Origin of the sequence: Marinobacter sp. DSM 26671, from assembly GCF_900112835.1 — a bacterium.
GTDB lineage: Bacteria > Pseudomonadota > Gammaproteobacteria > Pseudomonadales > Oleiphilaceae > Marinobacter > Marinobacter flavimaris.
Genome location: NZ_FONF01000014.1, coordinates 1 through 12,753, shown reverse-complemented (window position 1 = coordinate 12,753; position 12,753 = coordinate 1). Strand labels below are relative to the sequence as shown.

Genomic DNA, 12,753 nt, shown 5'->3' with positions numbered 1-12,753 from the left:
CTCTCTGTTATATTTCGGGTACTGTATAACGAACTTACCCGCAACTGAACAGGCCGCAGACACGGATGCAACGAAACCGCCGCCCACTGAATCCGGAGCATCAGCAAACTCACCTGCCCATGGGCGGGATGATTCGGAGCCGGATGAAGCGCCTCTTTGCGATCCTGGGAACACTGCTATTGGTGCAGGTCCTGATCATCTGGGCGGTCGAGGACCTGGAACTATTCGAAGCCGCCTGGCTGACCATGACCACGCTGGTAACGGTCGGCTATGGCGATTACGCACCCCAGACGATGATCGGGCGGTTCAGCACCATTGTGCTGATGTTTATCTCCTCAATTACGCTGCTGACACTGATCGTCAGCGACTATATCGAATACCGGTTCTACCGCCGGGAACGTATTTTGTCGGGAAGGTGGATCTATAAAATGAATAACCACATCATCATCATTAACACGCCCCAGCACGGCGGCGACCAGTATTTTATGAGATTTGCTTCCCAGATTCGGGAGATTCCAGGGTACGAAACCATTCCAATCATGATTCTGACCCGGAAGTTTCCAATGGGGCTACCCACCGAGCTCTCGGACATCGGGGTGGTGCATCACCACGGAGCAGGCTTTGATCCAGAGGCGCTGAAGGCCGTCCATGCAGGCAGCGCGAGGCATATCATTGTGCTGGCCGCAGACGAAGCGGACCCATTTTCAGACAGCCTGACGTTCGATATTGCCCACCGCCTCACAGAAATCAATCTGGGCCATCGCACCATTGTCGAGTGTGTAAACGACCAGAACCGTGGGCGCTTCAAATCCCTCGGAGTGCGCATTGTGCTCCGCCCAGTGAGAACATACCCGGAGATTATGGTTCGTTCTGTGGTTGCACCCGGTTCCGAGAAAGTGCTGGAAGATATGTTCAACTACGAGCATGACCACCCTCATCGTTATGACTTGCAGCTGGACGACCTGAATTGGGCCGACATCGTAAGCGCTCTGGTACGCCATGGCATTGGCACCGCTCTCGCCTACATTGATGAAGATGACGAGGTTATCTGTCATCCGCCAACCAACGAAGAAATCGAAGGCAAGGGGCTGATAGTACTGGTTAAATCTTCTGAAACACCGGAGGTCTCTGTGGTGCAGGAAGCACTGGAGCGGTACCGGGCATTCCTGAAGCAGTGGCGCGCCCATTCCGCGGATCAGGAAACCGGCGATTACTGACCGGCAGTGGCAAGCTGTAACTGGAGGACACCCAACGTCGTGGAGCCTTCAGCGAGATCACGAATTGCAGCGCCCGTGGCCAGATCAGACATCACACACTCCCAGAGTTCACCGCACCCTGCGGCGCCAGCCGCATTTGCGACGCGCGACAGGTCGTATTCCTGTGCAGGAAACGGCTGATCCAGCAACCAACAGACACTCAAGGCCTGAAGGAATTCGGTAATGGAAAGCGCCTCGCTTTTACGCGCCGGCTCCGGGTGATACAGGCCCGCCAGAAAATAGCCCTGCTCGGCCTTACTGACCAGATTCAGGAAAACCGGCACTTCCCTGGCCAGCTCGAGCGCCCAAGCCACCAGCTTGCTGTCGTCCCCACTCTTGAGCTCAAACTCCACCTCGTGGAGCGGCCACCTGGCATCATTGCCGGCCACAGTGCCGGAATCGACTGCTATCTCAATGGAAGTCTGCCCTTCTTCCAGCCAGAGCACCTGGCGCTGAAAGTTGGTTTCAAACACAATCTGGAGCCGGCTGAGGTCCAACCCGGCATTCAGCGGTGTGTCTTCCAGTAACGACAAAGCCAGTTCAGGACTGGATACAGGCCACTCCCACTCCTCGCGTCGGTGGGCGCCATCAACGAATTCGCCCCGGGTTTTCAGGGTCTGGATATAGTCATCACCTGCTTTGCGAACCCTCAGCGCAGCTTTGGCTCGATTCAGATCGGCATTGGGCGTGTCGAAATAGTGATTGATCAGGGATTTGGTTTTTCCAGCTCGGACTTCAGGAAGTGAGGAAAGCCACTTTAAAGCCTGTGCCTGTGCGGCCTCAGAAACACTGAGCTTGATTTCCAGTTCGGTTGCCATGCCAATGCCTTATTTTTCGGGATTCATAAACGCAAAAAACCGGCGACCCTGAGGTCGCCGGTTTTCATACTACAGGATTAGCCGATTGGCTGATCAGAAGTAGTAAACACCACCAACGGAAGCGATAGAACGCTCGCTTTCGTCAGCAACGCCGTATACACCGTCGTCACCGCCACCGAGGTAGCCTTCGAAGTACACATACATGTGGTCAGACAGGTTGTGCAGAGCCTGGAAGGTTACGGTAGAAGTTTCAGTGTCGTTGGCGTCGTCAGCCAGGGGCGAATTCGTGGTCGTGCTAAACACCGATGGTGGAACCGTTGTCAGCGTGCTCAACTTCAGAGCTTCCGCCTTTGACGCTGTCATGGTACAGAACGTACTGGATGTTACCTTACACGGTCGGCATGGAATCCATTTTGGCTGCCAGCTCGGAAGCAGACATGGTTTCCTGGGCCAGCGCGGAGCCAGAGAACGTTGCGACTGCGATAGCAGATGCGAGGAGCGTTTTTTTCATGTTGCGCCTTCCTTTTTGAGTTAACTCAGGTTTTAGCGACGGGTTCTTATCCCGATTTTGTAAGGCTTCACCAGTCAGGCTGGATGAGGCCGATTCTGCATCACCCTATGTCAGTTTTATGACAAAGGAGTAACTTTTCTTCTTTTTCGAATAAATCTTGCAGATTCCAGATCTATACAGCTCAATCACTTATCGAACTTTCTTAAAGTTCTGGATGATGAAAATGCTTTAATACAATCATTCTCATTTTGCAAATTAACTGCAGTGCGTTTTTAGCTCTTTTGGCACCAGAAACGCAATCATTTATGCAATTTTGTGCTCGTGAGCTGCGTTACAGTTGCATATCAAATCCGAGGCCAGATTTTAACAAACCCCTTATCAACAAAACTTAGACTGAAAAAACCCTTGGATCGCAACGACTCCGAGGACATTTCCGCACCATTAAAGGCCGGCATGACCACCCGCGCACTACAATAGCGCAAATACTTATACACTCTGTTATCGAGTCTCGAGCATGAACGTGACGGGCCCGTCATTCACCAACCCGACCTTCATATCTGCGCCAAATCTGCCCTCACCCACCTTTTCCGGCCCCAAACCGGAACGTGCTTCTACCACAAACCGTTCATACAGCGTGTTGGCGGCATCCGGCCCCGCTGCAAGAGAGAAGCCCGGCCTGGTTCCGGAGGACGTATCCGCCGCCAAAGTAAACTGGGAAACAACAAGAAGGGAACCACCGATATCCAGCAGGCTACGATTCATCCGGCCAGTCTCATCGGGAAACACACGATAAGTGAGGATTTTTCGGCAAAGCTCCCTTGCCTCGTGCTCGCTATCTCCCTTTTCCACACCCAGCAACAGCAAAAGGCCTGTGTCGATCGAGGCTATCTGCTCACCGTCCACGGTAACACTGGCTTGCGACACTCGCTGGATCAATCCTTTCATTCACTGCCTTGAGGACGTTTGAACAGGCGAACATTAAGATCGGGCAAGAGTGTATCCGTGGCCATTACGGGCCGCAACCCTGAAAACGGGATTCAGCCAGCACTTTTTTCAGTTTTCGCGACAACGGACTCAACACCGCGGATGAGGGCATCAACAATCGCCGGCTCGGAAGCCGAGTGGCCGGCGTCGCGAATGATCTGGAATTCCGCTTCCGGCCAGGCCTTGCTGAGTGCCAGCGCATTCTCCAGAGGGCAGACCATATCGTATCTGCCGTGGACGATTATTCCGGGAATGTCCGCCAGGCGGCCTGCATCGCGAATGATCTGGTCCGGCTCGAGAAAGGCCGAATTCATGAAATAGTGGCATTCAATGCGGGCCAGGGCGATGGCCACATGAGGATGGCCAAAGTGCTCAACGACCCTCGGGTTCGGGTGCAGCGTCGCACACCTGCCCTCCCAGACCGACCAGGCCTTGGCCGCCTGGATCTGCTCCAGCTCGTTGGAACTGGTCAGCTTGCGATAGTAGGCCGAAACCATGTCAGCCCGGTCGGCTTCCGGAATCTGCGCCTCGAAGTCAGACCAGTAATCCGGGAACACCCGGCTCGCCCCCTCCTGATAAAACCAGTGAATATCCCGCGGCCGACAGAGAAAAATCCCACGAAGAACCAGTCCCGACACCCTTTCCGGATGGGCCTCGGCGTATACCAGGCTGAGAGTCGCCCCCCAACTGCCACCAAATAGAAGCCACTTGTCGATACCGAGAAACGAACGTACCACTTCCATGTCTTCAACCAGCTTGTCCGTGCTGTTGCCTTCGAGCTCTGCCAGGGGGCTGGACCGCCCGGCGCCGCGCTGATCCATCAGAATGATCCGGAATCTCTCAGCGTCGAAAAAGCGCCGATGGTAGTCTTCACAGCCGCCACCGGGGCCGCCGTGGACCACCAGGACAGGTATCCCGTCCGGGTTCCCGCTTTCCTCAACGTAGAGTTCATGGGGAGGATCAACGGCTATGCGATGCTGGGCATTGGGCTTGATTTCCGGGTAGAGGGTGAGCATGAAACGCTCCGCGTGAAGGATTTAACCGGAGTTTAGCTTAACACCATAAAAAAAGGGCCAGATGAAAGATTCATCCAGCCCTTGTTACCCATGCTCGATAAGAGCCGGGCGGTTACTTCTTGTTGGCGCGCTTGCGCTCGTTTTCGGTCAGAAGTTTCTTGCGCAGCCGGATGGACTTCGGCGTTACCTCAACCAGCTCGTCGTCATCAATAAACTCAAGCGCCTGCTCAAGGGTGAACTTGATCGGCGGCACGAGACCAATGACTTCATCCTTGCCAGAGGCCCGCATGTTGTCGAGCTTTTTGGCCTTGGTGGGGTTGACCACCAGGTCGTTGTCCCGGCTGTGAATACCACACAACTGCCCTTCATAAATTTCCTGCCCCGGATCCAGGAACAGCTTGCCACGGCTCTGCAGGGTTTCCAGAGAGTAGGTAAAAGCGGTACCCGTAGCCATAGAAACGATGACACCGTTCTGGCGACTGGTTACATCGCCAACTTTGATCGGGCCGTAGTGGCTGAAAGTCGAAGTCAGAATGCCAGTGCCTGAAGTCATGGTAAGGAAGGTGTTCCGGAAACCAATCAGGCCCCGGGCTGGAATGGTATAGTCCAAACGCATCCGGCCCTTGCCATCCGGAACCATATTGGTCAGGTCGCCTTTACGCAGCCCCATTTGCTCCATGACGGCACCCTGATGCTGCTCCTCGATATCAACAATGACGTTCTCGTAAGGCTCCTGCTTCACGCCGTCAACTTCGCGGATAACAACTTCCGGACGACCAACCGCCAGCTCAAAGTTCTCGCGACGCATGTTTTCAATCAGTACAGACAGATGCAACTCGCCACGACCGGATACCTTGAACTTGTCCGCGGAGTCGCCCTCTTCAACACGCAGCGCCACATTGTGCAGCAGCTCCTTTTCAAGGCGCTCCTTGATGTTCCGGCTGGTGACGTACTTGCCTTCCTTGCCGGCAAAAGGCGAATCGTTGACCTGGAAGGTCATGGACACGGTCGGCTCATCCACCGTCAGTGCCGGCAGAGCTTCAACGTTGGCCTGATCACAAAGAGTGTCAGAGATAAACAGCTCGTCCATGCCACTGACACAGACGATGTCGCCAGCCTGAGCTTCTTCGACTTCAACACGCTGAAGACCGGAATGTCCCATGATCTTGAGGATACGGCCGTTACGCTTCTTGCCGTTGGCGCCAATGGCGGTTACCGGCGAATTGGTCTTGACCTTACCGCGCATGATACGACCAATACCGATCACACCGAGGAAGCTGTTGTAGTCCAGCTGGGAGATCTGCATCTGGAACGGGCCATCCGGATCCACGTTCGGCGCCGGCACGTGGTCAACAATCGCCTGGAACACGGCATCCATGTTGTCATCCAGGTTTTCGTGATCCATCCCGGCAATGCCGTTCAGAGCGCTGGCAAACACAATCGGGAAGTCCAGCTGCTCATCAGTGGCTCCCAGGTTGTCAAACAGGTCGAATACCTGGTCCACGACCCAGTCTGGACGAGCGCCGGGACGGTCAATCTTGTTAACCACGACGATCGGGCGCAGGCCCGCGGCAAATGCCTTCTGGGTAACAAACCGGGTCTGAGGCATGGGGCCGTCAATGGAATCAACCACCAGCAGCACGCAATCGACCATGCTCATGACTCGCTCAACCTCACCGCCGAAATCAGCGTGGCCCGGGGTGTCCACAATATTGATATCGTAGTCGTTCCATTTCAGGGCCGTGTTCTTGGCCAGAATGGTAATGCCCCGTTCTTTTTCCTGATCGTTGGAATCCATGACCCGCTCGCTATCGAGCTCCTTCCGATCCAGGGTGCCGGATTGGCGCAAGAGCTGGTCTACGAGGGTAGTCTTACCATGGTCAACGTGGGCGATGATGGCGATATTACGAAGTTTTTCAATCACAAAAATATTCCTGCGGCATGCACTCAATGACCTGAGAAGGTCTATCGCAGGGAGAATCCCAGCACATGCCGTCTCAAATCCGTAAAATGAACTCATTCACCGGAGCTGGCTGCCCGGCACCCTGCATGGTGCTTTCCGATCCACGATCAAGAAATGACAGGGTAAAAAATGAAGCGGCGCGCAGTATAGCGAAAAGTCTGTGTCGTTAATATGAAGAAAAACGCCTATTCTCTACACTAAGCACTCGCACTCATTTAGGGCGCATAGCCAATAAATGCACCAACGCGGTGCACCAATTAAGTGCAAGCGACCAGCCCAGAGCTACTAATTTCTCGTGAACATGCCCCAAACCCTTGCAGTTGCGCTGTTCTGGAGCATGCCCTAAAAATTGGCAAGCGCCTTGCTTTATCGAAATCAGCCGAAATTTGCAGGTAAGACGCAACGGCATTTGCTAAGCTGCGCGAACCTGAGAAACAGATCGGAACCCGTTTATCCGGGCGATCCGGCACCACGAACATGAATACAGCCGCCTGTGCGGTATAACTTACGGAGCATGCACAATGTCCAAGACAGTTGATTTGATCAAAGAACACGAAGTCAAATGGGTTGACCTGCGCTTCACCGACAGCCGCGGTAAAGAGCAGCACGTTACACTGCCTGCCACCGAAGTGGATGAAGACTTTTTCGCAGACGGCAAGATGTTTGACGGCTCCTCAATCGCGGGCTGGAAAGGCATCAACGAATCCGACATGATCCTGATGCCGGACGACGAAACCTCCGTTCTTGATCCCTTCACCGAAGAAACCACTGTCAACATCACCTGCAACATCGTAGAGCCTTCTACCATGCAGGGTTATGAGCGTGACCCGCGTTCCGTTGCTCGCCGTGCCGAGGAATACCTGAAGTCCACCGGCATCGCCGATGGCGCGCTGTTCGGCCCGGAGCCGGAGTTCTTCGTGTTTGATTCCGTGAAGTGGAATGTAGACATGCAGGGCGCTTCTTACCATATCCACTCTGAGGAAGCCGCCTGGGTATCCGGCGAAGATTTCGACCGCAACAACATCGGTCACCGCCCGGGCGTTAAAGGCGGCTACTTCCCGGTTCCGCCGGTGGACAGCCTGCACGACCTGCGTGGCGCCATGTGTGCCGCCATGGAATCCATGGGCCTGGAAATTGAAGTACACCACCACGAAGTCGGTACTGCCGGCCAGTGTGAAATCGGCGTTGGCGCCAACACCCTGACCCGCAAGGCTGACGAAGTACAGATTCTCAAGTACTGCGTACACAACGTGGCCCACGCCTACGGCAAAACCGCCACCTTCATGCCCAAGCCGGTGGTTGGTGACAACGGTTCCGGCATGCACGTACACATGTCCCTGAGCAAAGACGGCAAGAACCTGTTCGCAGGCGACAGCTATGCCGGCCTGAGCGAAGCGGCACTGTACTATGTTGGTGGTGTTATCAAGCACGCCAAGGCCATCAACGCCTTCACCAACCCGGCAACCAACAGCTACAAGCGCCTGGTTCCGGGCTACGAAGCACCGGTTATGCTGGCCTACTCCGCCCGCAACCGTTCGGCCTCCATCCGTATCCCGTACGTGAACAGCCCGAAGGCGCGTCGTATCGAAGTTCGCTTCCCTGACCCGGCGGCCAACCCGTACCTGGCGTTCGCGGCGCTGATGATGGCCGGCCTGGACGGCATCCAGAACAAGATCCACCCTGGCGATGCCATGGACAAGGATCTGTACGACCTGCCGAAGGAAGAGGCGCTGAGCATTCCGAAGGTTGCCGAAACCCTGTCTGAAGCCCTGGACTGCCTGGAAGCGGACCACGAGTTCCTGACCCGTGGCGGCGTATTCACCGAGGACATGATCGCGGGCTACGTGGATCTGAAGCGCGGTGAAGTCGAGAAGCTGAACATGACCACTCACCCGGTCGAGTTCGATCTGTACTACTCCTGCTAATATCTCTCTTTAGAGAGAAAGCAGACAAGCCCCGCCCTCGTGCGGGGCTTTTTTTTGAGCAAAAGCACAGTGCCTGCAGCCCTTAACGATATGTAACCAACATCCGGGGCTGCAGACGTTGAAAAGACCCCGGGCGCCACCGATAATCGGGGAAACCCAATAACAGGTGAGCTTATGAATCCAAAGTCTGGATTGGTTACCGGCCTTCTGTTTTTTCTGGCGATTCCGGTCTCGGCCGAGGTTTATCGCAACGTTGATGCCTACGGCAACGTCACCTATTCTGACGAGCCCAGCGAAGGCGCTGAAGCGGTAGAGGTCAAGCCGGTCACGACGATCACCCTGCCCAAGCCAGAGGCTGTGCAGGAAACCGAAAAGCTTCGTGAAGAAGTTCAGCGAGAAGGCGCTGCCTACGAAAGTCTGTCCTTCGCCTATCCGGATAACAACCAGGCGTTCTACAGTGGCAGCGGCGATGTCCAGTTCGAGGTGCGCAGCACCCCCGGCCTCCAGCCCGGCCACAAATACGAAGTGACCCTGGACGGGCAGCCTGTCGGGCAAAGCACCTCCGGCTCAATCACCGTCAACAACGTGTTTCGTGGAACCCATGAAGCCCGGGTCCATATCGTGGATGAAAACGGGGTTCAGGTAAAAACCGGCTCACCGATTACCTTCACGGTTCACCGTCCTTCCGCTCTGAACTAGCCAAGCCGCCCACATATCCGCACCATTTTGGTGCGATCGCACCAAAAAGCAGCCATACTCTGATCAGCAACGGGGCGCATTTTCCGGACTGATCAGAGGCTTTCTTTCCATTTGCACCAGCTTACGGCACTTTTCCGCGCCAATGTCCCCTTTTGCCCGCACTTTGCTCATTCATTTGTGAACCTGGCTAAAGTGGTTCGCTTTTTGCAAAACTCCGGAGGTCACACTTTGTCGAACCAACGGGATTCACGCATGGCATTGCCTTCGGCCCAGCAAAACGGATACAAGAGCATTCTCGACAGCCTGACTACGGCCGTCCTGGTGCTCGAGGATAATCTGAGCATTCAGTATCTTAATCCGGCCGCCGAAAGCCTGTTCGAAACCAGCATGACCCGAAGCCAGGGCCAGCCCTTCCAGGACATTCTGGTCGAGTCCGAAGACGCCCTGAAAACCCTGTTTGCCGCCGTCCGTAACGGGCAATCCTACACTCGCCGCGAAGCCGAGTTTCTGCTCGCCAGCGGCTCCCGACTCACTGTGGATTATTCCGTAACGCCTATCAGCCTGGAGCCGACGGAACTGCTGATCGAAATCCAGCCCAGGGACAGGCTGATGCGGATCAGCCGTGAGGAAGACATCATCTCCCAGCAGGAGACCACCCGTATCCTGGTGCGGGGCATGGCCCACGAGATCAAGAATCCGCTGGGCGGCATCCGTGGCGCGGCCCAGCTGCTTGATCGTGAACTCAGCAGTGAAGACCAGCGGGAATACACTCGGGTCATCATTGACGAGGCAGACCGCCTCAGAAGCCTTGTTGACCGGATGCTGGGCCCCAACAAGGCACTGAAGCTGGCGCCGACCAACATCCATGAAATACTGGAAAGAGTTGGCACACTGCTCGAGGCTGAGAGCAAAGGGCGACTGAATTTCAAACGGGATTACGACCCCAGCATTCCGGAGTTCAAGGGTGACAAGGAACAACTGATCCAGGCGTTTCTAAACATCGCCCGGAACGCAATGGAAGCGGCCTTCGAAAACCAGGCGGGGCATAGTTCCGAGGAACCGCCGACTATTACCTTCCGCACCCGCACCCTGCGTCAGTTCACCATTGGCAACCGCCGCCACAAACTGGTGTGTCGGGTCGACGTGATCGACAACGGACCCGGAATTCCGCCGGAGCTGGTGCAGAACATTTTCTATCCGATGATCAGTGGCCGTGCCAGTGGCACCGGTCTGGGGCTTTCCATCACCCAGAGCATCATCGGTCAACACCGCGGACTGGTTGAATGCGAAAGCGAACCAGGCCGAACCGACTTCATCATCTTCCTGCCTCTGGAGGACACCCCATGAGCCAACCGGCGAACGTCTGGATCATAGACGACGACCGCAGTATTCGCTGGGTGCTGGAGCGCGCCCTTAACCAGGCCGGTATGCAGCCCCGAGTTTTTGACAGTGGTGAAAGCATCATGATGCGGCTGGAGCACGAACAGCCGGATGCCATCGTCAGCGATATCCGCATGCCCGGCGTTGACGGCATCACCCTGCTTTCCCAGATTGTGGACGTTCACCCGGACGTGCCCGTGATCATAATGACCGCCCACTCGGACCTCGAGAGCGCGGTGACCAGCTACCAGACCGGCGCGTTTGAATACCTTCCCAAGCCCTTCGATGTGGATGACGCCGTGGCGCTGGTCAAACGCGCTGTGGCCCATAGCCACGAGAAGCGGGCCAGTGGTGAGCCTCAGGCCGAGATGGCCCAGCGAAACGCCGAAATTATTGGTGAAGCACCGGCCATGCAGGAAGTTTTCCGCGCCATTGGCAGGCTGTCCCACTCCAATATTACCGTGCTGATCAACGGCGAGAGCGGCACAGGCAAGGAGCTGGTGGCTCAGGCACTGCATAACCACAGCCCCAGGGCCAACCACCCGTTCATTGCCCTGAACATGGCCGCTATTCCAAAGGACCTGATTGAATCCGAACTGTTTGGCCACGAAAAAGGCGCCTTTACCGGTGCCGGCGCCGCCCGACAGGGTCGTTTTGAACAGGCCAACGGCGGCACCCTTTTCCTCGATGAAATCGGCGACATGCCCGCGGACACCCAGACCCGACTATTGCGGGTTCTGGCCGATGGCGAGTTCTACCGCGTAGGTGGCACCACCCCGATAAAGGTGGATGTGCGCATCATCGCGGCAACGCACCAGGATCTGGAAAAGCTGGTCCAGGCGGGCACCTTCCGTGAAGACCTCTTCCACCGCCTGAACGTTATTCGCGTGCATCTGCCAAAGCTGGCCGAGCGGCGGGAAGACATCCCCCGCCTGATGCAGCACTTCCTGAAACGGGCCGCAAAAGAGCTGGCCGTAGAGCCGAAGATCCTGCGTGAAGAAGCGGAAGAATACCTGACCACCCTGCCCTGGCCGGGCAACGTCCGCCAGCTGGAGAACACCTGCCGCTGGCTGACCGTCATGGCCAGCGGTCGCGAGATCCACATTGATGACTTGCCCCCGGAATTGCTGCACCAGGCAGAAACACCGACCACCGGGACAACCTGGCAGGAAGGCCTGAAAAACTGGGCCGAACAGGAACTCAAGCGGGGCAAGAAAGGCATTCTCGATACGGCCGTGCCCGAGTTCGAGAAAATCATGATCGAGACCGCCCTGAAGCACACCGGCGGCAGACGCCGTGATGCGTCAATACTTCTGGGCTGGGGACGGAATACGCTGACCCGGAAGATCAACGAACTGGGGATGGACCATCCGGAACACGAAGACGACTGACGATTGGCGAACCGCCGGGGTTCGTTGATGTTTTGGGGCAGGACTCAGGTCCTGCCCTTTTTTATCGTTCCTGCCAGTAGATCACTCTGTCGTGGCCCCGATAGACGCCGAATGTCGCGGTTGCTTGCGGATTTTCCTCAACACCGTCGCCGTCGAAGTCAGACTGCCAATATAGAGGCACGGGATATTCAACCTGAACATTACCGGTGTTACCTTCTCCCGGCGCAGTGAGACGGATCGGCGCTCCAGCGGCAGGCCGACCGCTATTGATTGTCCCTGAATTGGCATCCACGGAGGTGTTCGGAGGTATGTCCGTTATCACCGCATCAGCGGTATTGTAAGCCCAGCAAATTTCATCACTGTGCAGCTCAAAATCAGTCCCGTTCCAGATCTGGACTTCAAACGGCATCGCCAGATCGAGGGTTTCAGGGCCATAAGCGTTCTCTAAAACCATTCGACCATAACGAATTGAAGCGGTTGGGTAGGGCACGTGCGCCTCACAAAGAGGTTAGCCGTTGCCCCCCCACCGAACCGTACGTGCACATTTCTATGCATACGGCTCTCCAACAAGCTTTTTCCGGAAAGCGCGTAGGTCGGGTAGTGTCCCCTTGTGCAGATCACGGTGGCAGTCAAAGCATAGGACCAGGGTCTTTCTGCGTCTTGCCATCATGAGCCTTTTCCATGGCTCCGTACCCTTCGAGATGTCCTTCAGTTTGCGCACATGGTGCACTTCCAGACGACCCGAGGGTTGGGTGCAGTATTCACAGACACTAGCATTCAACCGGTCAAGCAGCTCCGTTCGCCCCGAGT

General features: G+C 55.9%; 13 protein-coding genes. 5 read left to right on the top strand and 8 right to left on the bottom strand.

Annotated elements, in window-relative coordinates; all coding sequences use genetic code 11:
* Positions 1 to 65: 65 nt before the first annotated feature.
* The gene (locus tag BM035_RS15115) at positions 66 to 1,217 is read left to right on the top strand and encodes a potassium channel family protein (protein WP_008170884.1); all 1,152 of its coding nucleotides are present in this window, start codon (positions 66 to 68) and stop codon (positions 1,215 to 1,217) included.
* Here BM035_RS15115 and BM035_RS15110 read toward each other — a convergent pair.
* The 6 genes from BM035_RS15110 to typA all read right to left on the bottom strand — a co-directional run bounded on the left by BM035_RS15110 (position 1,211) and on the right by typA (position 6,509).
* Positions 1,211 to 2,074 carry a CYTH domain-containing protein gene (locus tag BM035_RS15110; RefSeq protein WP_008170885.1) on the bottom strand — a complete coding sequence of 288 codons (864 nt, stop codon included), beginning with the start codon at positions 2,072 to 2,074 and terminating at the stop codon, positions 1,211 to 1,213. The genes BM035_RS15115 and BM035_RS15110 overlap by 7 nt on opposite strands.
* A gap of 93 nt (positions 2,075 to 2,167) precedes the next feature.
* The gene (locus tag BM035_RS22980) at positions 2,168 to 2,437 is read right to left on the bottom strand and encodes a hypothetical protein (protein WP_008170887.1); all 270 of its coding nucleotides are present in this window, start codon (positions 2,435 to 2,437) and stop codon (positions 2,168 to 2,170) included.
* Positions 2,438 to 2,462: 25 nt separating this feature from the next.
* Positions 2,463 to 2,585 carry a hypothetical protein gene (locus BM035_RS23140; protein WP_008170889.1) on the bottom strand — a complete coding sequence of 41 codons (123 nt, stop codon included), beginning with the start codon at positions 2,583 to 2,585 and terminating at the stop codon, positions 2,463 to 2,465.
* A gap of 498 nt (positions 2,586 to 3,083) precedes the next feature.
* Complete coding sequence (gene dtd, locus BM035_RS15100; RefSeq protein ID WP_039881843.1) at positions 3,084 to 3,530, bottom strand: D-aminoacyl-tRNA deacylase; 447 nt, start codon at positions 3,528 to 3,530, stop codon at positions 3,084 to 3,086.
* Positions 3,531 to 3,622: 92 nt separating this feature from the next.
* Complete coding sequence (gene pip / locus BM035_RS15095) at positions 3,623 to 4,585, bottom strand: prolyl aminopeptidase (protein WP_008170892.1); 963 nt, start codon at positions 4,583 to 4,585, stop codon at positions 3,623 to 3,625.
* 112 nt (positions 4,586 to 4,697) lie between these two features.
* Positions 4,698 to 6,509: a translational GTPase TypA gene (gene typA, locus BM035_RS15090; RefSeq protein ID WP_008170894.1), complete on the bottom strand. Its 1,812-nt coding sequence runs from the start codon at positions 6,507 to 6,509 to the stop codon at positions 4,698 to 4,700.
* A 560-nt stretch (positions 6,510 to 7,069) separates the two neighbouring features.
* Between typA and glnA the strand changes: the two genes are divergently transcribed.
* The 4 genes from glnA (at position 7,070) to ntrC (ending at position 11,943) form a co-directional block, all read left to right on the top strand.
* Positions 7,070 to 8,473: a glutamate--ammonia ligase gene (gene glnA / locus BM035_RS15085; RefSeq protein ID WP_053114316.1), complete on the top strand. Its 1,404-nt coding sequence runs from the start codon at positions 7,070 to 7,072 to the stop codon at positions 8,471 to 8,473.
* 174 nt (positions 8,474 to 8,647) lie between these two features.
* Positions 8,648 to 9,172: a DUF4124 domain-containing protein gene (locus BM035_RS15080; RefSeq protein ID WP_053114314.1), complete on the top strand. Its 525-nt coding sequence runs from the start codon at positions 8,648 to 8,650 to the stop codon at positions 9,170 to 9,172.
* 252 nt (positions 9,173 to 9,424) lie between these two features.
* The gene (glnL, locus tag BM035_RS15075; RefSeq protein ID WP_053114311.1) at positions 9,425 to 10,519 is read left to right on the top strand and encodes a nitrogen regulation protein NR(II); all 1,095 of its coding nucleotides are present in this window, start codon (positions 9,425 to 9,427) and stop codon (positions 10,517 to 10,519) included.
* Positions 10,516 to 11,943, top strand: coding sequence for a nitrogen regulation protein NR(I) (gene ntrC / locus BM035_RS15070; RefSeq protein ID WP_014575986.1), 1,428 nt, complete (start codon positions 10,516 to 10,518; stop codon positions 11,941 to 11,943). Before glnL ends, ntrC begins: the two co-directional genes overlap by 4 nt.
* A gap of 61 nt (positions 11,944 to 12,004) precedes the next feature.
* Here ntrC and BM035_RS15065 read toward each other — a convergent pair whose 3' ends face one another.
* Together BM035_RS15065 and BM035_RS23205 are read right to left on the bottom strand one after the other, a co-directional pair.
* Positions 12,005 to 12,433, bottom strand: a complete 429-nt coding sequence (locus BM035_RS15065; protein WP_139216055.1) for a DUF6701 domain-containing protein — start codon at positions 12,431 to 12,433, stop codon at positions 12,005 to 12,007.
* A gap of 57 nt (positions 12,434 to 12,490) precedes the next feature.
* Positions 12,491 to 12,724, bottom strand: coding sequence for an HNH endonuclease (locus BM035_RS23205; protein ID WP_368073273.1), 234 nt, complete (start codon positions 12,722 to 12,724; stop codon positions 12,491 to 12,493).
* Positions 12,725 to 12,753: the final 29 nt, after the last annotated feature.

What these genes read in the sequence shown, in the direction of transcription:
- ntrC (WP_014575986.1), top strand. Translation starts at nt 10,516, where the DNA reads ATGAGCCAACCGGCGAACGTCTGGATCATAGACGACGACCGCAGTATT.
- BM035_RS23140 (WP_008170889.1), bottom strand. Translation starts at nt 2,585, where the DNA reads ATGAAAAAAACGCTCCTCGCATCTGCTATCGCAGTCGCAACGTTCTCT.
- BM035_RS15115 (WP_008170884.1), top strand. Translation starts at nt 66, where the DNA reads ATGCAACGAAACCGCCGCCCACTGAATCCGGAGCATCAGCAAACTCAC.
- dtd (WP_039881843.1), bottom strand. Translation starts at nt 3,530, where the DNA reads ATGAAAGGATTGATCCAGCGAGTGTCGCAAGCCAGTGTTACCGTGGAC.
- BM035_RS15080 (WP_053114314.1), top strand. Translation starts at nt 8,648, where the DNA reads ATGAATCCAAAGTCTGGATTGGTTACCGGCCTTCTGTTTTTTCTGGCG.
- glnA (WP_053114316.1), top strand. Translation starts at nt 7,070, where the DNA reads ATGTCCAAGACAGTTGATTTGATCAAAGAACACGAAGTCAAATGGGTT.
- glnL (WP_053114311.1), top strand. Translation starts at nt 9,425, where the DNA reads ATGGCATTGCCTTCGGCCCAGCAAAACGGATACAAGAGCATTCTCGAC.
- BM035_RS15110 (WP_008170885.1), bottom strand. Translation starts at nt 2,074, where the DNA reads ATGGCAACCGAACTGGAAATCAAGCTCAGTGTTTCTGAGGCCGCACAG.
- pip (WP_008170892.1), bottom strand. Translation starts at nt 4,585, where the DNA reads ATGCTCACCCTCTACCCGGAAATCAAGCCCAATGCCCAGCATCGCATA.
- BM035_RS22980 (WP_008170887.1), bottom strand. Translation starts at nt 2,437, where the DNA reads ATGACAGCGTCAAAGGCGGAAGCTCTGAAGTTGAGCACGCTGACAACG.